Here is a 24,703-nt window from a genome sequence, read left to right as displayed (position 1 = left end):
GTTAGAGCCGAAGGTCGGCTCTGTGCCATAAGTGGACAGTGCTAACGCTTTGCTAATTGGCTGCCGCAGCGCAGCGTAGGCAGTCCAGTGGAGGCCATGCTGTTTGTGGCCGGAACGAAATTAAGCAACTTGTTATGTTGAAACATGCTTGATAAGCCCCTTAGCTACGAAATAAAAAACAAAGCAGACAAATAACAGCCCAAGGAAACGAATTGCTTTTGGTGCGTCTTTCTTAATTTTCACCTGAACGGCGATGCCAAACTCATCACCGATGAGCCACAAAAATATCTTGTGTAAACTCCATAAAACCATAAATACGTAAACACTGAGGAGCCCATAAAATTCAACATCGGCTACCATCAACGTGATCGTAATGATTAATGCAGCTACTAATACCCCAAAACTGATTGTCTTAATACGAGCGATCAATATGCTGCTCCAACATAACGCCCCAATATGCCGACGAAAAGAGCGCAGCGAGTTGAGGTCGGAATAATTGGTTTGTTAGCTTTGTATATCAATTTCAACAACTTGAGCCTCTTTAAATATACTTTTAGCTTTTTCAAACACAGTATCTTTATTAGCTGGATGCACCGTAATATCGATTGCGTTATCCGATAATGTAAAAAGTGTAAGACAACCCGCTTTTTGGATTTTTGCTATATCCGACTTTTTTACCAATCGTCCTTTGGTGTTATAAAAACGAGAGTAAGAATTTGTTCTTACCTGCACGTTTGCACCTAGGTCGTTAAACGTTCTTTCTGCTTTGTCCAAAAAGTTGATGGGAATCATTGATTCCAACTTTATAACCAAAACAAAGAATAATACTGAGGCGATAACTAATATTAAAATGTCAATAAAGCCTCCGCAAAGCTAACGCCCGCCACACGGGCGAGCAACTTGTTGCGAGTCCAGCGCCGCAGGCGCGATGTGCTGGCGCTTGTTATGTGCGTACATGCTACAGAACATGAACATCGTTGATTGTTGCAGCATAATTGTTGTTCCCAATTGGTACAAACTCAAATTCAACAGTTAGGTCGGTTATCTCGCCATTGGCGGGTAAATAAAAGCCGAAGATCAATGAGCCTGAATCGGTTTCTAAAAACTCAGGGTAACAATTCGCTATATTTTCGTTTTGAAAACTCACAGGGGCATCGCTACCAAAGTAATCATGCACAGCGTCTTTGAGTTCAGATTCTGCCCATACAACACCATAGTTATTGTTTATATCAATGAGCTTTTCTGCGTCTTCAAATTGATTTGTGGCTAATAAGCTCAGCCAATGCTGACAATAACTTTTAAGTTGATTCTCTTTATCTTCACTGGTGATTGAGAGCATGAGATACCTTAGAGCACATAACGCCCAAATTTAGCGCGGAAAGCCGCGCAGCGGGTTGACGTCGCAGCCAGCGCTTTTTGCTGGCGATAAAATTTGATTGTTATGTGTCTGCTGATTCATTAAACAATATCCTGTTTGAAAACGGATCTGTTACGGTAAAACACCTTGCACCCCAAGGGGCATCTTCAATGCTTGGTTTGTTGTATTTGTAAGGCTTTGCAGTAACTTGTGCGAAAAGTTGATCAAGATTGCTTACATTAACGAAGACCTTGCTGCCCGGTGTGCAGTCACCAGAGTGTTCACTCAGATGTAAAACAAAATCGCCAAGCGAAACTTGCATGTAAATTGGGTAACCATCCTCAAAACGATGCTCCCAATCTAGTTCCATACCGAGAAAGCCAAGGTAAAACTCTTTTGCTTTATCTTCATCGAAAATCCGCATTATTGGGATCGTCTGAAACTCCATGCCATCTACTCCATTACACATAACAATTTAATAGTGCGCTCATCGCGCATATTTCTGCCGACGCTACGCTCATTTTTCTACATTATATAGTTTTAACAAATAACCTAAGGTATTACTATCACTAAGTTTTCTAAAACTTTAAAGAAAAGTTAAATAGAACAATATGCGCTCGGCGCTCATTTTCATGAATATATGCGCAAAGAGCAGTTTAACCAATCTATTAACGACGATATTTAGCCAGTATCAATGACCGATTATCGCTCAAAGCCGACCTATAGAGTAATTACGTTAACACGTCTTGGGGCAGAAACGAGTTACGCTGCTGATCCACTCCTGGTGCTGAACAGGCTCTGATTTGATAAATTCCTATTTAGCGAATCTGACAAATTAAGTTAAAACTTGTTCAGTTAAAAGTACTTTCCAGAGTGTTGAATTAGAGCTTTTTGCTTGCCATGTAATTTTAACTCTTTGGTATCATGCTCAACGCTGCTTTGACCTGATCTTTCATTGCTCCATTAAATAAATGAGTATTGGCAATCAGCGTATTAATTGCAAAACCATTTTCAGCTGATTGTCTACGAATACGCTCTTTGGCAGCAAATGCAGACCTTTGCCGATAATAAACATCTTCCCACCAATCATGCCCATATCTTTTTCGCAGACTAGCTTTAATTGATCTAAAACGAACTTTACTGTCAAAACCTTCTGCTGACGCTAAGACACTTGCCCATATCATACGCAGTTGCAGATCATTCGGAATCCAGTTTTGATCGCGAAGCTGGCCAATCACCTCAGGGTGTAAATATAGCGTCCCCTCAGAGGCTTTTCGTTTTACCCACAGAGGTTGAGCTGTTTGGAATGCCACTTTCTTATCTTGAGCACTATATCCTTGGCAATGTAGCTTCCAAGTTTCCAACTCATCTATTGTCGCTAGTTTCTGTATTAACTCTTCCATGGCGCAATTTCTCCGATGATTAGCTGCACTATCACACTTTCAACTTCTGCAAGCGTAGATTTTTCCGCACTTTATCTTTACGGCCATTAGCATTTACAAGAGCCGGCTCTATACCGTCTATATAGTTATGCTCATAAGTGATTTCTTTGGTGGGAGTTTTTAAAACGGCTTTAATGCTTACATGGCAACTTTGCCCATTTTCCAAACCTGCTATATGGTCCGCTTGTTCAGCGGTCAAATTACCTTCAACAAGAATAACATCGTTAAAAGATAATCTAGGGACTAGGGACTATTCACCTATGTATGAAGTTGTCACACTTAACATCCACACCGCCATAGTTAAACTCAATAGTTATTTGCTTTATCGTGATATCAAACGGATTGAAGTTTGCACCTCGCAACCAAAGTTTAAACTTGGGCAACCCATCCAGCCATAACTCGTAAGGTTTATGTCTTGGACGCAGATCAATGTTCATATTATTTGCAGTGTGACTTTCCAGATAAAAAAGACTAATCACATTGCTATAAGTTTTAACTATGACCTTTATGAGAACTTTTAGTATTGCCTTTACATTCAGTTTTGCGAGCCACGCCAAGAGAACTACACCAATACCACTAAAAATCCACTCTTTGTGATCCATCAACATTTCTATCATGCAAATATCCTTAAATTAGTGCCGTTATGCACTCATGAGCGAGACAGGCTAATTCACATTTATTTAGTGACTTAGCTTTTAGTACTGTCAAATTGAGCTCGAATTAATGTTATCTACTCATTGTTAAACAATCCTGCCTTGTTCTACAAGTGTTAATTTTTAGTATCAAGGATATACCCACTTAGCGAGTGCAGCCGCTTTGTGCGGCACACGAAATAAAAAGCAGATAGTTACTCTAAATAGCAGGAGATTCGCCTACACGGCATGTGGAGCTGGTTGCAAGGTTAGAGGAGGTATATTCAAATGAGTTAAGGCAACCCAAGAAATAAGTTTATAATTATCTAGTAGTCAGAAACTTAAACAATAATCTCAGTTCAGTACAGCTCTTTGGCAAATATTGACGCAGCCTTGATAAGGATATCACGCTCTTTTGACACTTCTTCGAGGCGCTGTTTTAATGATTTAACGACCAAGCTACCGTTTAAGCTATCATCTTGTTTAGCCGCTTTGATCCAAGCATATAACGTGCTTTGGCCTATCTCCAAGTCTTTCGCTACATCAGCTACTCGCTCTCCCTCGGACAGTACTCTTTTTGTCGCCAATAACTTAAATTCACTTGAGTAAGTTTTACTCACTTTCATATTCCCCGATCAAAGCTTAGGATTCCTAAGTATACATGATAGAGTAAAGCTTAGAGAATCTAAGTACCAGCTTTTTATTATGATTTACCTTTGGATTTTATTAACCCCCTCCCAATTCGGCTTAAAGAAGCTAGGACAAGAGCAAATATTTCTCAACGAGATTTGGGAATTAGAATTGGCCTGGAGCCAGGCTCTGCGAGTGGGCGTATGAATCATTACGAAAAAGGCAGGCATACACCTGATCTGCAAACATTAAAACGAATAGCTGAAGAGCTGGGTGTTCCGCTAAACTACTTCTTTTGCGAAAGCGATGAAATGGCCAAGTTTGTTATTTTATTTGAACTGTTAACTGAACAAGAAAAAACTAAGTTACTAAGTGAATTGGAAAACAAACAAAAGACCTCACCAAATTAGTAAGTTCAGTCTCATGAGCCCATTAACCACTAGGTTCGCCTAGGTAATTTCTCAATAACATAACCACTAATTCATATGCCAGGTTCTAAACTGCTTCCCAATTGACAAACAGTAACAGTTACGTTGAACGCTATAAGGCTGCACAATATTCACCTACATGCTATGTTGAGGAATGAATTATAAAAAGAGCGTATATACATGGATCGAGTGAAGATGTTTATTGTAAAAATGGTCATCTCATTTTTACAAAATGTTTTAGGGCGACTGAGTACTTCACTAAACTCATTTGATGATAATCACAATGAAATGCTACATCTAGCGCCTGTAATTACCACTCTCCCTAAAGACTATAAACATTACTTCAAGCAGCTAGACTACTTTATAACTGATTGCTCTGAAAACGTAAAAGAAATAGCAATAACAGGCCCATACGGTAGTGGTAAATCGACATTGCTGGGCACATACTTTAAAAGTAGGCCCCATCTAAAAACCAAATTTATCTCCTTAGGAACTTATCTTCCCCCAACAAACTCCGAGGAAAGCAAAAGTAGTGAAGGTAACAAAGAAGTAAAAGAGTTAGAACAGGCCATAGCGAGACAGCTTCTATACCAACATTCAGGTCTGGAGAGTCTTGGATCAAAATTTAGCTTTCCAGTTTACCGAAAAAGGGATGAGCTATTATCATACATTCAAGCTATTGTACTTATTTTTTGGGGAGTGCTAGCTGGATATTGCCTTCTATCAGGCAAGGGAGACCTTCTCCAGTGGATCAAAGATGGATTGCTTAGTAATAATGTACCGATATGGAAGATAGGCATATTTAGCTACTTGTTAGCGGTGCCAGTGTGCGTTCTTACTGATGTATTTCGATATTTATCTAAAAATAGGCTGACTAGCGTCAATCCAAAAGGTGGTAGTTTTGATTTTAAGCCGATTGCCCAAGAGAGTATTTCCTTTAGTTTACACCTTGAAGAACTATTAAGGTTCTTTATCGCAACTAAATCCGATATCGTTGTTATAGAGGATCTAGATAGGTTTAATATTCCGCAAGTTTTTGAAAGCTTGAAAGAACTAAATAAAATAGTCAATCAAAGTGCAAGAATAGATAACCCTGTTCGCTTTATTTACGCAGTCCGTGATGATATTTTCCAAGGGTGTGATAGGACCAAGTTCTTCGATGCAATCATTCCACTTATACCCGTAATGTCCCCGTTTAACGCTTACGAAAGATTTAAAGGGCTTTTCCCAGACTCTATTTTGGCCGAGCAATTAGAGGGAGTTATTAGAAAAGTTTCGGTGGCGGTACCAGACATGAGAGTGCTGAGGAATATTGTCAACGAGTTTTATGCATATAAAACCATTCTTAACGCACAAAACGGTGGAAATAATTATGAACGACTACTGTCCTTCATCGTTTATAAAAACCTATATAGCAACGACTTTGCCAAACTATACACCAACGATATTAGTGCTATCGACCATGCTGTTCAGGTCAAAGAACGAATCCGACAGCAAAGAGATAAAGAGTTATCCGATCGCTATGACACTTTGCTACAAGAAGATCAAGATGCAGCTAACGAACTACTAAATAATGAACAAGATTATTTTTTGATAGTGCTTGGACGACTGAGCAAAGAACTCAACGTAGATAAAATATTGACTATCTATGGTAGTTCAGTCGAAGAAATTGGGATTGATGACTTAGTAAGTTTGCTGTCGAAAAAGTTAACTCACAACCAGGCACCAATAAGGTTTATAAGAGGGTCGAAAACAAACAGCCAATTTGCATCTAGTAAAGACTTTAAAGACCCTCATCTCTCGGCTGATGAGCTAAGGAAAAGGCTTCATAGCATTCGCACAAAAGACAAGGATAGAACAAAGCAACGTATAAGAGAGATGTATGAGTTAAAAAGTAAGCTATCAGTAACTCGCTCAATCACCTGGTCTTTGTCGGAAGCAATGGAGTGTAACCCTCAGGAAGATTGGGTACCAGAAGGTATGCCTGTATTAAAAATGTTGCTGCGGGATGGCCTTATAGATGAGCACTATGGCCTTTATTTAAATCACGTTTTAGAAGGAAAACTGACAGGTAGGGACTTTGAATTTTTACAAGCACTAAGAGATCGACAAGAGTTTGATCCAATGTATGAGTCAAGTAACTATTCAGAGATCATGTCATTTCTAAGCAACGGTGACGCGTCTTCACCAGCGGCATTTAACTACGGTCTACTCCAATTCCTATTAAAATCTGATAGTCATGGGACTTTTCTGGAAAAATTAAAACAATTCCAATTTATCGACCACCCTTCATGTGCAACACGCCTCTATAAGCTTCGGCAAACAATCCCTAACTGGGAAGAAGTTCTTTGGGATTCAGTAATCTCAGATATTACTAGTAGTATATCTGAGCTCTCATCCCTAGAAGGGTGCGAATTACTATCTGATTTAACCTGTTACGCTGAAGATGATGACGAGATTTCTTACCTGCAAAATCACTTAGGGTCAGAAGCATGTTTACTCGAAGCTCTTTCTCGTCAAAACCACCACCAGAGAATTATCAGCTCTTTTAAAGAGGCAGGTATACTAATAAGCAGCCTTGATGAAGCTCCTCATCTCAGAGAATTAGTTAAAAGTGCTGTTGAAGCAGGCATCGTTGAGTTCACTTCCGACACTCTCACATCGGCATTAAGCGTATATTTAGAAAGGAAAATTGAGTTACCTGTCTCATTTGAATTGATAACTCAGTTTAAAAGCATCGAGTCATTTGCAAACAAGAATTTCAGCAAGTTCGTCGAACTAGTAAAACAGGGCTACATCGAGAACGTCCCCAACTCGTTTATTCTAGAAATATTAGGTTCTGACTTAGGTCAGAACCTAATTATTGATGCACTAACTCCCGTCAAGTTCCAACTCAAAACATTGGAGGCCGTACCTACGGAGTATTGGGCTGCTTTAATTTCTGCCAACAAGATACTAATTAGTTGGACTGTAATTGAGGAGCTACTCAAAATTAAAGAAAAGCCAGAAACACAAATTGTGTTGTCCGTTTTAGAAGATAAAAATTGCCAACAACTTCTGTTAGCTGAAGATGCTAATTGCAGTCAAGAATGTAAAACTTTGCTTAAAAGTATACTGCTAGAGCATATAGCTAGTACAAAAGTCTTTGCAAACTACATTCATCATTTGAACATCCATTTCTCAAACGATGAATTACTTGAGCTTAGTCAAGAACATGTAATCTCCATGATTGATGTTAGACATATAAAACCATCTCTTGAGTTGTTTAATAATTTTAAGCTCAATGGGCACACTGATGCTGCATATCAATTAGTTAAGCAATTCCCCGAACTAATCGATGAAAACGACTTTAAAATTGATTCTGATGACTTTTCAAATATTTTGCCGTTACTTGATGAACAGTTTAGAGATAAGGTTTTGCTAGGCTGGAAATCTTATTTAGGTAGTTCCACTCCTAAAGAGTATTGGTTTCACCTTTTAAGCCAAAGCATTTTAATTGATAAACCACTTTCTGGGCTTATCAAAAAAGACAATGGACATAACATTCAAAAACACCTTGATGAGATAGGAGTTCGCAGAACCTATGAACTGGAGGAAAGCCAAATATTATCACTGTTGAAAAATGTGCCTTTAGAGCTTAATGAAAAGCTGAGCCTCCTGATAGGCCAAGCTAGTCATCATAAGAGTCGAATCAAAGTCTTGATTGAAGAGACCATAGGCACAGAGTGGTCACTTAGCAAAAAAGCTTGCGAGTATACACCAGAAGTGTATGCACTACTGCTGATCTGTTTACAACATAATTTGATATCATCAATGAGAGTCCAAGGTGATGAGATTAAAGTCTATCACTTCAAGAAAAATGATTAAGTATCCAGCTTACTAGGACGTGAAGCCGCCCCCTATAAAATCTGGAAAATACGATAGGCGATTTGTTTTTTCGGGAAAAATTGTGGGGATCTGCTATTTTTCTGGAAAACACGCATAGTCCTTATAACTAAAGGCTTTACAGAAACCTTCCAGATTCTACGTGTAACAGTACTCGGTAACTATGAGATAAGCTTGCGTTGCGAGTTGCGAGTTGCGAGTTGCGAGTTGCGAGTTGCGAGTTGCGAGTTGCGAGTTGCGAGTTGCGAGTCAATTTTAAAACCTTGTGGTGCTGCCACAAGGTTTTTTATTGGGTAAATTTGGCAATGATTTCAGTACACTATCAAAGCTCAGAAATAGCTTGACTAAAAATATGTTTAAGCAAATCTAGGTTTAAATTAACACCTGCAATATTCGCATCAATCCACTCTTGCTGAGAGATTGGAGGCCACGAAATCTTATAGCCGATGCTATATAACATTTCTTCAAAAAAGAAACGTAGTACTCTGCCGTTACCTTCACGGAATGGATGAAGTAAATTAAGCTCACAAAACAAATCTGCCACTTTTTCAATTAGTTCATCATTATTCTGACAATTCGATATTGCCGGAAGGGTTCGAAATAATTTGTTAGCTTCAGGCTCAATACGCGTCCAAGTACAAAAGCGGGTATTACCCTTTGAGATGTCAACATCCCTAATTTGACCTGCCCACACATATAAATCTTGGAATAAGTGATGATGAAGGTGTTTTAAATGCTCAAGTGAGAACTTAGAGAGAGGTTGTTGGGGGGAGTCATAGGTTCTATAGCGTTCAGCGGTAAACTCAGCTTCGGCTTGATCTAATATATCCGATTCTCGAATACCTAATAGATTAATTAATACATCAGAGGCAGGGTAGCAATATTTATCTTGAGCTACCCCGTATTTATCGCGCATATTTACGCTTCAATTCAGCAATACTTTTGCCTTCACTATTAGTTTTCAGCGTTAGACCTTCATAGCTTAAACTGACCTTAAAGTTATCCATATCTGGCGTAAACTTAGTCTTTTGCTGATTGCTTGTCTTAGCTGTTTTGGTAGCCATAACCCCTCCTGTGATACTAATAATTCTAACTTATTCAGGTAAAAATTGCCATTAACTAACTTACTTGAAAGTACAGCTATAAGGGAGAGTATAGGCTATTAGAAGCAATAAACAGTGCTGGCACAAACCTTGTAACTGTTAATAAAGTAACCAGTTATAGCAACAATTTGCCCTTATTTACTGTGTAATTAAGCAATTATTACGCAGTAAACAAGGCATTTTTACAAGGAGGCACTGTGTCTAAGTCTGCAATTTTATATCGCATGGTAACCGATGAGCATATTTGCCCATTCGGTTTAAAATCAAAAGATTTATTAGAGCGTAATGGTTACAATGTTGATGATCGTCACTTAACCAATCGTGAGCAAACCGACGAATTCAAACAGCAGCATGATGTAAAAACCACACCGCAAACCTTTATCAATGATAAACGTATTGGTGGTTACGATGAGTTGCGCGACTTTTTTAATCTGCCCGAGGCTGGCCAACAAGGTACCAGTTATACCCCAGTTTTAGCCATTTTTGCTGTGGCTATGCTACTGAGCTGCGGTTTTACATATGCCAGCGGTGAGGCTTTATTCTCTGTGCAGAACCTGATGCTGTTCATTGCATTATCAATGGCGGTACTAGCGATACAAAAGCTCCAAGATTTATACAGCTTTTCTAACTCATTTATTACCTATGACTTATTGGCGATGCGCATTGTGCCCTATGCCTATGTCTATCCCTTTATCGAGGCGTATGTAGCGATTGGTATGGTGGCTGAATTACCCGCCTTAGCTGTAGCACCCTTTTCACTATTTATTGGTGGCATAGGTGCTGTATCGGTTATTAAAGCTGTGTATATCGATAAACGAGAGCTGAAATGCGCCTGTGTTGGTGGCGACAGTAATGTGCCGCTCGGCTTTATCTCACTGAGTGAGAACTTATTTATGATAGCTGCAGGTATATGGATGCTTATTACTTTTTAGCGTTTTGTTAGTATTTAAAGTGGCTTAATTAAGTAATTAAGCCACTTTAAACGAATGGTTAACCACCATTACGTAAATCGCGCTCGAATTCACTTTCGGTTTTTACTGGATGACAGGTCGATTTAACCTCAGCCTTTTTGCTGTCGTCATCATCGGTGCTAAAAATCGTATAGCTGTAATCGGTTTCGAGTTCACCACCTAGACACTCATGCTCAGCGTAGATTTCATTTTCAGCCCCATCAACTACGGCCTGTGATGCACAGCCTGCCAGCATAGCAAGTGCAAGTACAATTGGAATTGCTTTCATATCTTGATCCTATAATGCTATTTTTATTTTTGCTGTAAGCAATAGGTTAGCTCACACAATTAAGTTAACGACAAAAGTACCTTTATTGATACAAAATTTGTGTAAGTTTTTGTGTAAACAGAAAGCGAAGATAAATGAGGCAGGTTAAGAGTTTAACCTGCCATGTGATGGAGTCTTTTAAGCCGTACCACCCACAGTAAGGTTATCAATTTTAAGGCTTGGCTGACCCACACCAACAGGTACGCTTTGGCCATCTTTACCACATACGCCAACGCCTTTATCAAGGGCTAAGTCATTACCTACCATCGAAATTTGCTGCATCACTTCTGGGCCATTGCCAATCAGTGTAGCGCCTTTAATAGGTTGGGTGATTTTACCGTTTTCAATTAAGTAAGCTTCAGAGGCGCTAAATACAAACTTACCTGACGTAATATCCACTTGGCCACCACCGAAGTTAGGCGCGAAGATACCTTTTTTCACCGAGCTGATGATATCGGCTTGGCTGTGCTCGCCACCTAACATATACGTATTGGTCATACGCGGCATAGGTAAGTGAGCATACGATTCGCGGCGTGCATTACCAGTAGGGTTAACACCCATCAAACGGGCATTTAGCTTATCTTGCATGTATCCTTTTAGAATACCGTTTTCAATAAGCACGTTATACGCAGCTGGTGTCCCTTCGTCATCCACGTTTAATGAACCACGGCGATCAGCAATAGTGCCATCATCCACGACTGTACACAGCTCAGATGCCACCTTTTGACCTACTTTACCGCTAAACGCCGATGCGCCTTTACGGTTAAAGTCACCTTCTAGGCCATGGCCTACTGCTTCATGTAGTAACACACCCGGCCAACCTGCGCCTAGCACAACTTCCATGCTGCCAGCAGGTGCATCAATTGCTTCAAGGTTTACTTTTGCTTGGCGAACAGCTTCTTCGGCGTATTCCATCCAACGCGGTTTGCCATCGACTAATTCTTTAAAATAGCCATAATCTAAACGCGCACCGCCCCCTGCACCACCGCGCTCACGGCGACCGTTCTTTTCAAGTAACACAGAACAGTTTAAGCGAATAAGCGGGCGAATGTCGGTTGCAAAGGTGCCATCACTTGCAGCAATTAACACTTCTTCATAAACCGCCGACATTGAGCTGATCACTTGCTCAGCATCCGGCGCTAATTCACGAATATAGTTTTCTAGTTCACGAAGCAGGCTTACTTTGTCATCGTTGCTCATGCTTTGAATTGGTTGATGCGGCGCATACTGCTGTTTAGCAGCTACATCACTGAACACCTGAATCGTTTTGTTTTCGCCAGCATTGGCAATGCTGCGTGCTGCAGTTGCGGCTTTATTTAACGCTTCAAGGTTAATCGCATCTGAGTATGAAAAACCAGTTTTTTCACCACTAACAGCACGCACACCCACACCACGCTCAACGTTGTATGATCCTTCTTTCACTAAGCCATCTTCAAGTACCCAAGATTCGTGGTGACTCGATTGAAAATACAGGTCGGCATAATCAACTTGATGTTGATGAATAAAAGCGAGCGTTTTTTCTAATTCTTCTCTCGTTAGTTGGCTGTCATGTAATAAATGCTGTTCAACCGTGTTCATAATAAATGCTCTCTAAATCGTTGCTGAGACTGCACAGGCATGTCTTGGCGAATTGTATTCAAGCGGTTTAAATCAAGCCCATGGCTGATAAACCCGGTACCAGAGGCAAGCTCACTGAGCGTTTCTCCCCATGGTGAAATAATTATGCTGTGGCCATAAGTGTGGCGGCCATTTTCGTGCTCGCCCCACTGCGCTGCAGCAACCACATAGCATTGTGTTTCGATTGCGCGCGCAGCTAATAAAATATGCCAATGAGCAGCACCGGTGACTGTGGTAAAGGCACTAGGCACTAAAATAAGCTCAGCTCCTTGACGCTGCATGGCAGTGAATAAGCCACTAAAACGTAGATCATAACATACTGCTAAGCCAATTTTACCAAATGGCGAATCAACCACCACAATATCCTTGCCGGCTTCTGTCGCATCAGACTCTCGGTAACTGCGCGTAGTATCGGCAACATCCACATCAAATAAGTGAATTTTGTTGTATTGCGCAACCACATCACCTTGGTTGTTAAATAAAAACGAGGCCGCTAGATACTTACCATTTTGCTGCGACACAGGCAGTGTACCAGCCGCTAACCAAATATCATGTTGCTTACATAAATCGGCAAGTTTCGCTTTATAAGTCTCGCTTTGGTGACCTAATTGATAGCTTGCTTGGCTTTGCTTACTAAAGATCAAAAAGCTCTCAGGTAAACACACAAGCAATGGGCGAGTTGCAGGTAGCTTTAATAATGTATCCGCCAGAAAAGCGAGGTTTTGCTCAGCATTCATGCTTGAGCACATTTGTACTGCCACAACCTGTGGCTGATTATTAGCCTTCATTGGTATCTAAACTCGCTGAAGATGCGGCATCTTTTAACTTTAATTGGCTAGAAGACTGCGGTTGGCTTTGCGCTGCTTGCGGTAATGTCACTTCACGGCTCTTACGATCTATTTCTTTCACTACAGGGTCGTTCATACTTCCTGTTACTTTAAAGTTGATCTCTGAGATCACTCGCGCTGAATGAATCACTTTATCGATGGCAAGCGCTGCAAGCCCGCTTACCGGGTTGACCATCCATGCCACAATAACGGGAATACTCGATGTCACCTGCGGGGCAACTGCAAGGTCGTAATCAATTTCAAAGGTATTTAGGTCTGTATGCCCTTTAATCGTTAAATCGGCAGGCACACCATCAAGCTTGGTATCTTGAGTGTAAGCTATGCCCTTTTCTAGCTGCATGGTGCCTTGCATACTGTTATAGAAAAAACCTTTAGAGAATACATCTCTAAAATCGAGTTTCAGCTTACGCACTAACGAATCTAAACTCAGTAATGAAAATACTCGCGCGCCACCATCACTTATTTCTGCAAGGTGACCCTCTCCTAAACGCCAATCTAGCTCTCCCGCTAAACTTGGTACATCAAAGCTATAGGGTGCGCCTTGCCATGCTAAATCAAACTTAATATTGGCGTCTGAATCTTTTACTGTGGTGGTTAATTCAAACTCATCAAATAATTCACCAATATCATCACTTTCTAAATTACCACTAAACTGAGTTAAGCCATCGGCAAATTGCCCTTTTGCGCGTAATACATGATCACCTTTATCAATTACAAGCTCAGAGAATATCAACTTATTTTGCTCACCGACTAAACTGCTTTTTACTTTGTCTAATTGATATTGGCCTACTTTACAGTCTTCACAATAAAACTCGATTGCAGGTATATTCGTAAGCCAACTTAAATCCTCTGGCTCATTCTTATCAGATGAAGGCTCGCTTTCATTTGGCGAAAAATTCATCCGTAAGTAGTCGGTAAAAATTTGAATCGGCCTGCGCGTTTCACCGGTTGGAATAAGTGCGTCAGCACGTAATTCTTTGGCATTTAACTTTAACTCTAAGTCTGATTGTTTTGGCGCTAATCTAAATTCAAAGTCATTAAAATCAATATTATTCAGTGCAAGTTTGTTAAATTTGCCAGTTACATTGTTAAAAGCTGGCATCACACTAGGCGCATCAGACTTAACTTTGGTAAGCGCAATAATTTGATCAATTAAGCCAAACCAAGGCACTATTTCGGTTTCTGGTAAATCGATTGATACCGCAAAACCTTCACGATTTAACCCTAAATCTTGTGACCCTAAAATAAGGTGAGCATTATTAAACTTCTTTTTGCCATTATCTAAAATCGCATTAAAAAACAGCTTATTATCGATATTAGCCGTGATTAAATTAGAAATATGATCACCTTGCACAACCGCATTTAGTGGCCAAGTTTGTTCTGCATTTTTGTTATAAGGTGCAGGTAGTTGGCTAGCAACCCCCACTAAATTACCCGTTATGTCTGCACGATAATTAAAGTCATTAGGTAAAAAGTTAAGCGATATACCAACATCAACGTTGCTTTGCCCTGCTAAATAGCCAGACAATAAGCCATGTGCTTGCTCAATCAATGGGTCTGCCTCAAGGGCAAGCTCTATGGCAATTTCAGCTCGGTAGTTATCACCAACATTTTCACTATTAAAGCTTGCGGTAAGTGGCATTCCTAACCAGTTTGCCTGGGCATTGTTTAGCACAATTTTGTCGTTATTAAATTTAACTATGCCTGTCATATGGCTCAGCGTTATTCCCGGCTGGGCTAGGTAAACGGGTAAGTTAGCTAATTCAACCTCGCCTACAGCATCAACATGGCCTGAACGTAAGTTAACCAATAAATCGATAGCTGCTGTTGCTTCTCCCTGCGCTTGTACAACATCAAATACATTTGCAAGCGGCTTTGCCAGCGGTGTAGCAGCAAAGAAAGGCTTAAGCTTACTACCGTGAGCACGCTTATTTATAGCAACTTTTAACATATCAGCATGCATCAGATCAGCAATGCTCACATGAACACTATCATCAAGCGCTAAGTTAACTAATTTGCCGGATTTACTATAAATATCCATGCGTTCATTTTCAAAGTGCAAAATAACGTTGGCTTCTTCAACCTCAGGCCAGCTTGGTGAAAACTTGTACTTGGCATTCTCGACATTTGCTAAGACTTCAAATTGACCTTGTTGCTCTTTAAATGGAAACCCTTTAAATGGCCCAGAAAACAATACCTGCGCTTTATTTACTTCGCCGCCCTTAATTGCCCCATTCAAATAATTAACGAGCTTTTCACTCATTACAGGTAGCGGAAAGTAGTGCCCTGCGACCTTAGCATCAGCTGCATAGACTTCGGCATATAAGTCAAGACGCGGTTCGTCAGTCAGGCTTAGTTTCATCTCTGCAGCAAGCGTGACTTCATCGTTATCAAGCCAAATATTATCGCTGCTAATGCGCCAGCCATCATCAAAGTGATGTAAATCAAGCTCTACATTTAACTGGTTATAGGGAATATCTTGGCTGAAACTGCCATTGGTCAACAGCTGATTGTTTTCACCGTATAATTGAATGCGCCCTGCTGATTGGTTGAGTAACCCTTCAACGCGAATTGCTTGGCCACCAGGAATCCCCTGTAATGATAACCAATTGATCTGCTCACCTTGAAACCACAATTGCCAATGATCTTGGTTATCAAATTCAACATATGCGTCGCTGAGTTGGCCTTTGGGTTGGCGCGCTAAAAAAGGTGCCAGCACTTCAAAGTTACTAAGCTGGGCTAATTTAGCCAACAGCCCAAAATCAAACTGCTTAAGCCATATTTGATTTTTATCACCTAACTGTGCTTCAAACTGAAGAGTTGGCCACTGTTTTAAGTCTCGCTCAAACGTAAGACCCGTGCTTTTTAAACGCCAATTATCTTGCCAAGGAAATAAATGAAAGCCCCCTTCATTTAAACTTATTTGATGTGCTTCTTGGTTTTGTTGCCAATTAATAAAGCTCGGTAGCCATTGCACTTTTACATCGCTGATCAAGCCTTTTTCTAGGCTAAACCAAGTTTGTAAATTAATATCGGAGCTGAGCTGCTGTTTATCGGTATTAATAAATTGAGCAAGCCATTTAGAAACATCGACATTGGCAGCTTGTACATATATATCACCGGCCATAGTCTCAAGAGTTGAGCCATTAAGGGCCATGCGAGCATCAAAACTACCCACCGAGATCCCCGGTAAGGCCAAGCTACCTGATCCCTGATGTTGTTCTGGGGTATTTTGCCAAACAATGTTTTCAAGTATGAGTTTACGTTTTTTACCATCACTCAAGGTAAAGTTTAAACTACTGTCTTGCACCGCAAAGTGGCCAGTTTCACCAAGGAACAAGCCTTCGATCAGCTCTTTTTGCTCAAAGCTGCCTGCTTGTTGAGTGTTCCCCAAATCAAGCATGGTAGGTAAATCAACATCAGCATGAAAACCATTGATCACAAAGTAGCTCGATTTAAGCTGACGGGTTTTTAGTGATTCCCATAAGTTTACTTCAAGACTGGCTTTATCAATGGTTAGTGCGATAGGTGAAGTTTGGTTATCTTCAAACGAAATGTCTTCGATAACTAAAGCAGGCCCTTTCCCCTGCCAACTGGCCGAGATAGACCCAATTGATAAATTGACATCAAAGCGCTCATACAAGAACACTTCAATGTCATCTTTATAATCATTAGCATAGGGTAATGAATACTTAACGACTGAGACAATAACGGCCAGCAATACGAGAGTGATAGCAAATATTTGCCATAACTTACGTAAACAATAAAAGCAGACCGTTTTTGCCTTCATTACATCATTACCACATCAAATTGTTCTTGATTATATAAACTCTCTGTTTGAATACTGACTTGCTTACCGATAAATAGTTCCAGCTCAGCTAGATTATGATATTCATCATTTAGCAACGCTTCGCTCACTGATGGTGAGGCATAAACCATAAATTTATCGGCAGCATAAGCGCGATTTACTCTGACAATTTCTCGTAAAATCTCATAGCAGACAGTTTCAACCGTTTTTTGCGACCCTCGCCCTGAACAAGCGGGACACACATCACAAAGAATATGCTCTAAGCTTTCGCGGGTACGTTTGCGGGTCATCTCTACTAAGCCTAGTGCAGATAGACCATTTATGTTGGCTTTAGCACGATCTTTTGCCAGCGCTGATTCAAGCGAATGCAAGACACGACGCTTATGCTCATCACTGACCATATCAATAAAATCGATAATAATAATACCGCCTAGGTTACGTAAACGTAGCTGACGAGCAATCGCAGAGGTTGCTTCGATATTAGTATTAAAAATGGTTTCTTCTAAATTACGATGCCCTACAAACGCACCGGTATTTACATCAACCGTGGTCATCGCTTCAGTTTGATCAATAATTAAATAACCACCTGACTTTAGTTCAACCTTACGGTGCAACGCTTTTTGAATTTCGGTTTCAACATCAAATAAATCAAAGATCGGGCGTTCACCAGGATAATACTCAAGTGCTTCAGACAGAATAGGCACAAACTCTTCAGTAAACTCTTTAAGCTCTTGATAGGTCAGTTTAGAGTCAACACGAATACGCTCCATGTCTTCACCAACGTAATCACGCAAGGTACGAAATGCCAGTGTTAAGTCTTCGTGCAAGATGCTTTCTTTACTGATTTTTTTTCGTTTGTTGACGATTTTTTGCCACAATTTTTTTAAGAATTCAGCATCGTGACGCAGTTCTGCTTCTGAGGCACCTTCAGCTGCAGTTCGCACTATAAAGCTGCCGTCTTCGTCGCCGTATTCAGCGACAATTTTTTTCAGACGTAAACGCTCATCTTCTGATTCAATACGCTGACTCACACCAACATGCGTCGCATCTGGCATAAAAACTAAATAACGAGAAGGAATAGTGATGTCGGTGGTTAAACGCGCGCCTTTAGTGCCAAGGGGATCTTTAACAACCTGCACCATGATGTATTGACCTTGGCGCACTAGTTCACGAATATCTTGCACTTTTTTAATTGGTTGCTCGTCAACACCTTCAACAATTGAGGCACTATTAACGATGTCTGATGCGTGTAAAAAAGCCGCCTTATCTAAGCCGATATCGACAAATGCAGCTTGCATGCCCGGAAGTACGCGACTAATTTTACCTAGGTAAATATTGCCGACGATGCCAAGGTTGCCAATACGCTCTAGCTGGATCTCTTGCAGTACGCCGTTTTCAATTAGCGCAACGCGACTTTCGCTCGGTGTAACGTTGATCAGTAATTCAGTGCTCATGTTACCCTCTTAAAAATTCATTTAATAACTGTTCAGTCTCATATAAAGGTAAGCCGACCACCGCAAAATAGCTACCCGAAATATGGCTAACAAAGCGTCCGCCTAAGCCTTGTATGCCATAACCGCCAGCCTTATCTTGGGGCTCACCCGAATGCCAGTAAGCATCAATTTCTTCATCACTTAACTTTTTAAATGTCACATCAGTGACAACAACACAACTTTTTACTTGCTCACTATTTGCAATTGCAACGGCTGTCATCACTTGATGGGTGCGCCCAGATAAGCGCTGCATAGTGGCTGTAAAGTCTGCTTGGTCAACAGGTTTAACTAGGGCTGTATCATCAATGACGACTACAGTATCACTTCCTAACACAGGGCGATCAGTGTAGCCCATAGCTACACCTGATTGTGCTTTGAGTCTAGCTAAGCGTTCAACATAATCACGAGGAGATTCATTCGGAAATTGGCTTTCATCTGCATCAACGCTAAATTGAGAAAACTCAACGCCAAGCTGGCTGAGCAACTCTTTTCGGCGCGGTGATGCAGACGCCAAATAAATTGCGGTCTGCATTATCTAATCCTGAAATGACGGCGATATTTACGCAAAATTAAGAAAATCCACCACCAGCAAAGCATACCTGTTAGCACAGGCCACAAATAATGCGGACTAAAATAAATGCCCATTAAAAAGTGATTTAGCCAAAATTGCATAAGGTGGTAAAGCGTTAAAAACAAAGCAACTAAAATGCTTTGCTGCCATAAAGAAAAGTTTCTAATCTTTTGGAAGTTACTAGCAGTGATAAATATACACACTGAGTAAGTCAGTGAGTTTACCCCCAGTGGCGAGCCTGAAGCTAAGTCCATTAATAAACCGACCACCCAAGCTGTACCAATGTTCAAACGGTGTGGTACCGCCAACGACCAATACATTAATACCATTAACACCCAATCTGGGCGATAAGGCTCAAACGAAATCGGTAACGGCATTAACGCCATAACCAATGCAAAGAAAATACTGATAGCAATCAGCAAAGAGTGACGACTATTCATTGCTTATGCTCTCCTGCTGATTACGCCACAGCACAACCAACAAGCGAATCCGGTCAAGTTGTGCAATTGGCTCAGCATATACTTGCGCAAAAGGACGCCCTTCGTCACGGTTAATTTCAGTTACTACAGCAACCGGATAACCTTCAGGGAAAGTTCCACCTAGACCAGAGGTAACCAAAATATCACCAATACGTACGTCAAGGCTGTGCGGAACGTGCGAAAGCTTAACTACATTAATTTTACCTATGCCTTCAACCACGGTACGTACATCGTTACGTAAAATACGCACAGGTGTGGCATGGGTGGTGTCGGTCATTAACAGCACGCGCGAAGTAGTCGAACCAACTTGGGTGATTTGCCCTACCACACCCATTTCGTCAATAACTGCTTGGCCTTCACTTAGGCCATCGGTAGTACCGCGGTTAATAACCACTTGATGACTATATGGGTTTGAGTGAACAGACAAGACCTGGGCAATAATTTTACGATTTGATTGTTTAGCAGATGAACCTAACAAAGCACGTAACTTATCGTTTTCACGAGATAAAAATTGCAGTTGTTGGAGTTGCTCGCTTTGCAATAACTGCTTCTTCTTAAGTGCTTCGTTTTCAGTTAAAAGCTGTTCGCGGGTGTGCAGATTCTTCGCGCCAATACTAAATAGCTCATACGGCAAATTGGCGAGATAAATAAGTGGGCTAACGAGGGTATTTAAACTGGTGCGAATTGTTGTACCACCTTGTGTGTAGCGATCGCCCACGATCAGCACGACACTCAAAAGCACTGCGACAAAAAGTCGCAGTTGCAAAGAGATGGTACGACCAAAAAGTAACTTCATTAGTCGTAGCTAAATACGTCACCACCGTGCATATCAATCATTTCTAGCGCCTTACCGCCGCCACGAGCAACACAAGTTAATGGATCGTCAGCAACCACGACCGGAATACCTGTTTCTTCCATTAATAAACGGTCTAGGTCTTTTAATAATGCACCACCACCGGTTAATACCATACCGTGTGCAGAAATATCCGAAGCAAGCTCTGGTGGAGACTGTTCAAGCGCAACCATAACCGCGCTCACAATACCCATTAATGGCTCTTGCAACGCTTCAAGAATTTCGTGTGAGTTCAGTGTGAATGAACGCGGAACACCTTCAGCAAGGTTACGACCACGTACTTCAATTTCAATAGGCTCATCTGTTTTAAACGCCGAACCAATTTGATGCTTGATGTTTTCAGCCGTTGCTTCACCAATTAAGCTACCAAAGTTACGGCGTACATAGTTGATGATAGCTTCATCAAATTTGTCACCACCGATGCGTACAGATGAAGAGTAAACCACGCCATTTAATGAAATAATGGCAACTTCAGTTGTACCACCACCGATATCAACAACCATAGAACCCGTTGCTTCTGATACAGGTAAACCTGCACCGATTGCAGCCGCCATTGGCTCTTCGATTAGGTACACTTCACGTGCACCAGCACCCATCGCAGATTCACGAATAGCACGTTTTTCTACTTGTGTAGCACCACAAGGCACACAAATAAGAACACGCGGGCTTGGACGCATAAAGTTGTTGTTATGTACTTGCTTGATAAAGTGTTGCAGCATTTTTTCGGTCACGTAGAAATCAGCAATAACGCCGTCTTTCATAGGACGAATCGCTTTAATGTTACCCGGTGTACGGCCTAACATTTGCTTTGCTTCTGTACCCACTGATGCCACACTTTTCGGGCCACCAGCTCGCTCTTGGCGAATAGCAACTACAGAAGGTTCATTTAATACAATACCTTCTTCTTTTACATAAATTAGGGTATTGGCTGTACCCAAGTCGATCGATAGATCGTTTGAAAAAATACCACGGAGTTTTTTAAACATGAGGCTGGATGACCTTTGAAAATACGTTCTTATACTAGCTGCTCTCACTCTATCATGCTAATCATGAAAAAGCGCAACTGCCTTAAATTAATTGCTAAAAAAGGAAGCTTATAGCGCTTCCTTTTTAAATATTTATCGCTCGCGTACTAAACGAAAGCCGATATAGTTTGCACGAAAGTCTGGCGCTAAAATTAGGCGTGTTGATACGCGGGCTAAGCTAGGCGCAAAGTTCCAAGCACCACCACGAACCGTTACATCAGACTGTCCTGGCTTTTTATATGTCCATTCCCATACATTACCCACTGTATCAAATAGGCCAAATGCATTAGGAGAAAACGACCCTGTCGGTGCAGCGCTTTTATTTGACCATTCGCTCCCACACCAGCCACAGTTCGCTAAGTTTTTACCGATTTCGTTACCCCAAGGGTACTCGGTTTCAGTACCAGCTCGCGCAGCATACTCCCACTCAACCTCGTTTGGTAAGCGAAATAACTGACCCGTTTGCCCCGATAACCAATCTGCGTATGCTTTTGCATCGTTATAGGTTAAACATACCGCCGGAAAATCACTTTCTTGCTCGAAACCTGGGTTACGCCAATTTAACGTAGCTTCCCATACTGGTTCACCATTTAAGTAATAAGCACAACCACGATTTTTTTCAGCTTCTGTTTTGTAACCTGTATTTGCAACAAAACGCTCATACTCTGCAACAGTCACTTCCTTGCTTTGCATTGCAAACGAATTAGCAATGGTCTTTTCTACCACTGGACGCTCGTTGGCTAAACCATTGCCGTTAATATCGCCCATCTTAAATTTGCCTGCAGGAATAACAACGATACCTGCTGAATTGTTTTTATTGACGATACTTGCAACTGGTGAAGACGTTGCTGGTTTTTCAGCTGCTGTAACCGCTGCAACAACTGGCTCTGGTTCTTTTACCAAATTTGCATGAATTGTTTGCGCTTTGCGAAGATCAATACGCGCTTTATAGCTTTTATAACCACGCTTGCGAATTTCAACTTCATGAAAACCTACAGGCAACGAAGTGGTTAATTTTGTCGCACCAAAACTCACGCCATCGATAAACACTTCATCGTCATACACATTAGAACGAAGTGTTAGCTCAACCATTTTAGATTTTTTCAAATCAGGTAACGGTTCAACCTTTACTGGCTTTTTTGATGAATAATCGCTAACAGGCTCATTAGTCATACGTGATACCGATACCACCTGACTATTATCCAAAGGGTCACTGAATGTTAACTGACTATCAGGGTAAGATGCCGAGTAATTAGACTGATAGTTGCCTGCAAGTGGCGAGCCATAATCAGCGCAGAATCGGTTATCTAAATTAAGTAAACTACATAAGCGGCTGCTATTTACATCACCGCGCATGGTCACGCTTAAGTTGACGTTATAGTTACCTTGACCGCTAAATGCGCTGTTGACAACATGGCTACTTAACACCTTAACTTGCGCACCCGCAAGATTGCGTTTTGGTTCAACCAATCGCTCTTCAGTTAAGTTAGCAAAAATTTGATCAACAAAACGTTTAGTTGCTTTTTGCAAGCCCATTTGCTGACCGCGCTGCTCACAGGCAGCAAGCGTTTCGGTGCGTTTACAATTGATGGTGTGATTAACTTCTAATGTACCTTCACGTGTAAACTCATTACGTAAACGCTCAACACGCGCCGTTGCGAGTTGTTCTTTTAAACTTTCTAATGTATTGAGTTGGGTATGTTTAGCTACGCGAATTTGCTCAATGTCTTTTCTATGCGATGCAATTGCCGCCAATTGCATCGAAATATCATCTTTATTCTGTTTGTGGTCAACAACTGCTTTTTGATAGCGTGCTTGTGCATTGCTAATGTCTATTGTTGGATCATCAATAAGTCGGCGATACATCTCGTTCATTGCATCTAGCGCTTGGTTTTTTTCTTTGTCTAACTCTGTCGAGCGTGCGCGCAATAATTCGAGTTGCTTCTGTAACTGACTTTCTTCTTTTAGGTGTTTTTCAAGGATAACAGTCGAGTTATCGTACTCGGCTTGTTTTTTACTGATCTCTGACTCTATACCAGTTACCGTAGCAGTATCTTGTGCAAATGCACTAGTTGCTAGCAAACTAACTGAAATAAATAGAGATAAAGGAGCGATTCGCATATATTCCATTCCCAAAAAGCGGCAATTATTTGGTCATTATTATTTTTTTATAATTAAACTCTTATGCTATGTACTTGGAAAGCAAAACACAAGCTTTGTTCAATTATTATCTGAGTTTACAACTATTACCTTAGTTGATGCCAGTAAATAACAAAATCATTTTAGTTTAATTTCTTAGTTGATGATCAGTTTGCTACAATAGAGCGTGTTTTTTATTAAAATTGCTGCTGTGTATAGTTCTTTTGAGTCACCTTTACAAACCATAAACCATCCCTTATTGGCTGCTCGTAAAATTCAGCTCACCATAAAGCGAGATGATCTTATTCACCCGCAAATTAGTGGCAATAAGTGGCGTAAACTAAAGTTTAATTTAGCCGCAATGCAACAACTTGGAAAATCTGAATTACTCACTTTTGGAGGTGCTTTTTCAAATCATATCCATGCCAGCGCTGCTGCGGGGAAACTATTTGGTTTTACTACTCATGGTATAATTCGGGGTCCCGAACTTGATAGCGAAAATCCAACACTGCGCTATGCAAAGCAATGTGGCATGAATTTACATCCAGTTGACCGTGTTACTTACCGGTTGAGGCATGATCAAAATTACTTAGCTGAATTACAACAGCAATTTCCTAATGCTTATATTTTACCTGAAGGCGGCACTAATTCAGCAGCCCTTCTAGGCTGCAAAGAGTTGGCCGAAAGCCTTCCCCCAGCAGACTATATTATATGCCCTACGGGAAGTGGCGGAACATTAGCAGGTTTAATTGAGGGCGCATCACAAAGTACAACAGTATTAGGGGTGGCTGTAATTAAGCAAGCTGAGTATTTAATAACTGACATTAAACAATTGAGCAACCGCGCCAAACAACAACAAAACTGGCAGCTGTTATGTGACTTTCATGATGGCGGTTATGGCAAGTTTAGTGCTAATTTGTGGCAGTTTTGTCAAGCATTTAACCACCAGCACGACATTCCTCTTGAACCTATTTACAGTGGCAAAATGATGTATGCACTATGGCAACTCATTGAGCAGGGCTTTTTTGCTCCACACACACACATTATTGCGATTCATACAGGTGGGCTACAAGGTTTAGATGGCTTGCGATACCGCAATTTAATCGACTAATTAG

Annotated in this window: 24 protein-coding genes; 4 read left to right on the top strand and 20 right to left on the bottom strand. The window is 40.9% G+C overall.

Annotation, left to right across the window (positions count from 1 at the left end):
- Positions 1 to 132: 132 nt before the first annotated feature.
- The 8 genes from ACSFVZ_RS00630 to ACSFVZ_RS00595 form a co-directional block, all read right to left on the bottom strand.
- Positions 133 to 429 (bottom strand): hypothetical protein, encoded by a 297-nt coding sequence (locus ACSFVZ_RS00630; RefSeq protein ID WP_024592041.1) that lies wholly within the window; start codon positions 427 to 429, stop codon positions 133 to 135.
- 75 nt (positions 430 to 504) lie between these two features.
- Positions 505 to 801, bottom strand: coding sequence for a hypothetical protein (locus tag ACSFVZ_RS00625; RefSeq protein WP_138558954.1), 297 nt, complete (start codon positions 799 to 801; stop codon positions 505 to 507).
- A 157-nt stretch (positions 802 to 958) separates the two neighbouring features.
- The gene (locus ACSFVZ_RS00620) at positions 959 to 1,339 is read right to left on the bottom strand and encodes a hypothetical protein (RefSeq protein WP_024592043.1); all 381 of its coding nucleotides are present in this window, start codon (positions 1,337 to 1,339) and stop codon (positions 959 to 961) included.
- A 100-nt stretch (positions 1,340 to 1,439) separates the two neighbouring features.
- A complete protein-coding gene (locus ACSFVZ_RS00615) occupies positions 1,440 to 1,805 on the bottom strand; it encodes a glyoxalase superfamily protein (protein WP_024592045.1) in 366 nt (121 codons plus the stop codon).
- Between the two features lie 460 nt (positions 1,806 to 2,265).
- Positions 2,266 to 2,760, bottom strand: a complete 495-nt coding sequence (locus tag ACSFVZ_RS00610) for a hypothetical protein (protein ID WP_281547211.1) — start codon at positions 2,758 to 2,760, stop codon at positions 2,266 to 2,268.
- 31 nt (positions 2,761 to 2,791) lie between these two features.
- Entirely contained in the window at positions 2,792 to 2,998 is a 207-nt protein-coding gene (locus tag ACSFVZ_RS00605; RefSeq protein WP_281547212.1) for a hypothetical protein, read from the bottom strand.
- Between the two features lie 55 nt (positions 2,999 to 3,053).
- On the bottom strand, positions 3,054 to 3,416 hold the full coding sequence (locus ACSFVZ_RS00600; RefSeq protein WP_435557911.1) for a hypothetical protein: 363 nt from the start codon (positions 3,414 to 3,416) through the stop codon (positions 3,054 to 3,056).
- Between the two features lie 374 nt (positions 3,417 to 3,790).
- Positions 3,791 to 4,051 (bottom strand): transposase, encoded by a 261-nt coding sequence (locus tag ACSFVZ_RS00595; RefSeq protein WP_281547214.1) that lies wholly within the window; start codon positions 4,049 to 4,051, stop codon positions 3,791 to 3,793.
- Positions 4,052 to 4,147: 96 nt separating this feature from the next.
- Here ACSFVZ_RS00595 and ACSFVZ_RS00590 point away from each other — a divergent pair, with 96 nt between their 5' ends.
- Both ACSFVZ_RS00590 and ACSFVZ_RS00585 read left to right on the top strand, forming a co-directional pair.
- Positions 4,148 to 4,471: a helix-turn-helix domain-containing protein gene (locus ACSFVZ_RS00590; RefSeq protein WP_281547215.1), complete on the top strand. Its 324-nt coding sequence runs from the start codon at positions 4,148 to 4,150 to the stop codon at positions 4,469 to 4,471.
- Positions 4,472 to 4,669: 198 nt separating this feature from the next.
- Positions 4,670 to 8,356 (top strand): YobI family P-loop NTPase, encoded by a 3,687-nt coding sequence (locus tag ACSFVZ_RS00585; RefSeq protein ID WP_435557910.1) that lies wholly within the window; start codon positions 4,670 to 4,672, stop codon positions 8,354 to 8,356.
- Positions 8,357 to 8,696: 340 nt separating this feature from the next.
- On the opposite strand, the gene ACSFVZ_RS00580 is transcribed toward ACSFVZ_RS00585, so the two are convergent.
- Both ACSFVZ_RS00580 and ACSFVZ_RS00575 read right to left on the bottom strand, forming a co-directional pair.
- The gene (locus tag ACSFVZ_RS00580) at positions 8,697 to 9,290 is read right to left on the bottom strand and encodes a Fic/DOC family protein (RefSeq protein ID WP_135922707.1); all 594 of its coding nucleotides are present in this window, start codon (positions 9,288 to 9,290) and stop codon (positions 8,697 to 8,699) included.
- Positions 9,280 to 9,438: a hypothetical protein gene (locus tag ACSFVZ_RS00575; RefSeq protein WP_168246699.1), complete on the bottom strand. Its 159-nt coding sequence runs from the start codon at positions 9,436 to 9,438 to the stop codon at positions 9,280 to 9,282. The genes ACSFVZ_RS00580 and ACSFVZ_RS00575 overlap by 11 nt, the downstream gene beginning before the upstream one ends.
- Before the next feature lie 236 nt (positions 9,439 to 9,674).
- On the opposite strand from ACSFVZ_RS00575, the gene ACSFVZ_RS00570 reads away from it, so the two are divergent.
- Positions 9,675 to 10,409: a MauE/DoxX family redox-associated membrane protein gene (locus ACSFVZ_RS00570; RefSeq protein WP_435557909.1), complete on the top strand. Its 735-nt coding sequence runs from the start codon at positions 9,675 to 9,677 to the stop codon at positions 10,407 to 10,409.
- Positions 10,410 to 10,467: 58 nt separating this feature from the next.
- Here ACSFVZ_RS00570 and ACSFVZ_RS00565 read toward each other — a convergent pair whose 3' ends face one another.
- From ACSFVZ_RS00565 to ACSFVZ_RS00520, 10 genes are all read right to left on the bottom strand, one after another.
- Entirely contained in the window at positions 10,468 to 10,716 is a 249-nt protein-coding gene (locus tag ACSFVZ_RS00565; protein ID WP_171040391.1) for a hypothetical protein, read from the bottom strand.
- Positions 10,717 to 10,893: 177 nt separating this feature from the next.
- Complete coding sequence (gene tldD / locus ACSFVZ_RS00560; protein WP_135922709.1) at positions 10,894 to 12,333, bottom strand: metalloprotease TldD; 1,440 nt, start codon at positions 12,331 to 12,333, stop codon at positions 10,894 to 10,896.
- On the bottom strand, positions 12,330 to 13,160 hold the full coding sequence (locus tag ACSFVZ_RS00555; RefSeq protein ID WP_235382205.1) for a carbon-nitrogen hydrolase family protein: 831 nt from the start codon (positions 13,158 to 13,160) through the stop codon (positions 12,330 to 12,332). The genes tldD and ACSFVZ_RS00555 overlap by 4 nt, the downstream gene beginning before the upstream one ends.
- Positions 13,150 to 17,010, bottom strand: coding sequence for a YhdP family protein (locus ACSFVZ_RS00550; RefSeq protein ID WP_435557908.1), 3,861 nt, complete (start codon positions 17,008 to 17,010; stop codon positions 13,150 to 13,152). The genes ACSFVZ_RS00555 and ACSFVZ_RS00550 overlap by 11 nt, the downstream gene beginning before the upstream one ends.
- Complete coding sequence (gene rng / locus ACSFVZ_RS00545; protein ID WP_135922712.1) at positions 17,010 to 18,482, bottom strand: ribonuclease G; 1,473 nt, start codon at positions 18,480 to 18,482, stop codon at positions 17,010 to 17,012. The genes ACSFVZ_RS00550 and rng overlap by 1 nt, the downstream gene beginning before the upstream one ends.
- A 1-nt stretch (position 18,483) precedes the next feature.
- Positions 18,484 to 19,053: a Maf family protein gene (locus tag ACSFVZ_RS00540; RefSeq protein WP_135922713.1), complete on the bottom strand. Its 570-nt coding sequence runs from the start codon at positions 19,051 to 19,053 to the stop codon at positions 18,484 to 18,486.
- Positions 19,053 to 19,532, bottom strand: coding sequence for a rod shape-determining protein MreD (gene mreD / locus ACSFVZ_RS00535; protein WP_135922714.1), 480 nt, complete (start codon positions 19,530 to 19,532; stop codon positions 19,053 to 19,055). Before mreD ends, ACSFVZ_RS00540 begins: the two co-directional genes overlap by 1 nt.
- Positions 19,525 to 20,367 carry a rod shape-determining protein MreC gene (gene mreC, locus ACSFVZ_RS00530; protein ID WP_054552786.1) on the bottom strand — a complete coding sequence of 281 codons (843 nt, stop codon included), beginning with the start codon at positions 20,365 to 20,367 and terminating at the stop codon, positions 19,525 to 19,527. The genes mreD and mreC overlap by 8 nt, the downstream gene beginning before the upstream one ends.
- Positions 20,367 to 21,410: a rod shape-determining protein gene (locus ACSFVZ_RS00525; RefSeq protein ID WP_054552787.1), complete on the bottom strand. Its 1,044-nt coding sequence runs from the start codon at positions 21,408 to 21,410 to the stop codon at positions 20,367 to 20,369. Before ACSFVZ_RS00525 ends, mreC begins: the two co-directional genes overlap by 1 nt.
- A gap of 132 nt (positions 21,411 to 21,542) precedes the next feature.
- On the bottom strand, positions 21,543 to 23,570 hold the full coding sequence (locus ACSFVZ_RS00520) for an SUMF1/EgtB/PvdO family nonheme iron enzyme (RefSeq protein WP_235382203.1): 2,028 nt from the start codon (positions 23,568 to 23,570) through the stop codon (positions 21,543 to 21,545).
- Between the two features lie 220 nt (positions 23,571 to 23,790).
- Here ACSFVZ_RS00520 and ACSFVZ_RS00515 point away from each other — a divergent pair, with 220 nt between their 5' ends.
- A complete protein-coding gene (locus tag ACSFVZ_RS00515; RefSeq protein ID WP_435557987.1) occupies positions 23,791 to 24,699 on the top strand; it encodes a 1-aminocyclopropane-1-carboxylate deaminase/D-cysteine desulfhydrase in 909 nt (302 codons plus the stop codon).
- The last annotated feature ends 4 nt before the right edge of the window (positions 24,700 to 24,703 follow it).

The organism is Pseudoalteromonas nanhaiensis (assembly GCF_051235485.1).
In the GTDB taxonomy this organism is placed as follows: domain Bacteria; phylum Pseudomonadota; class Gammaproteobacteria; order Enterobacterales; family Alteromonadaceae; genus Pseudoalteromonas; species Pseudoalteromonas lipolytica_C.
Note: the sequence above shows the minus strand (reverse complement) of the source record. Positions and strands in the feature narration are given on the sequence as shown.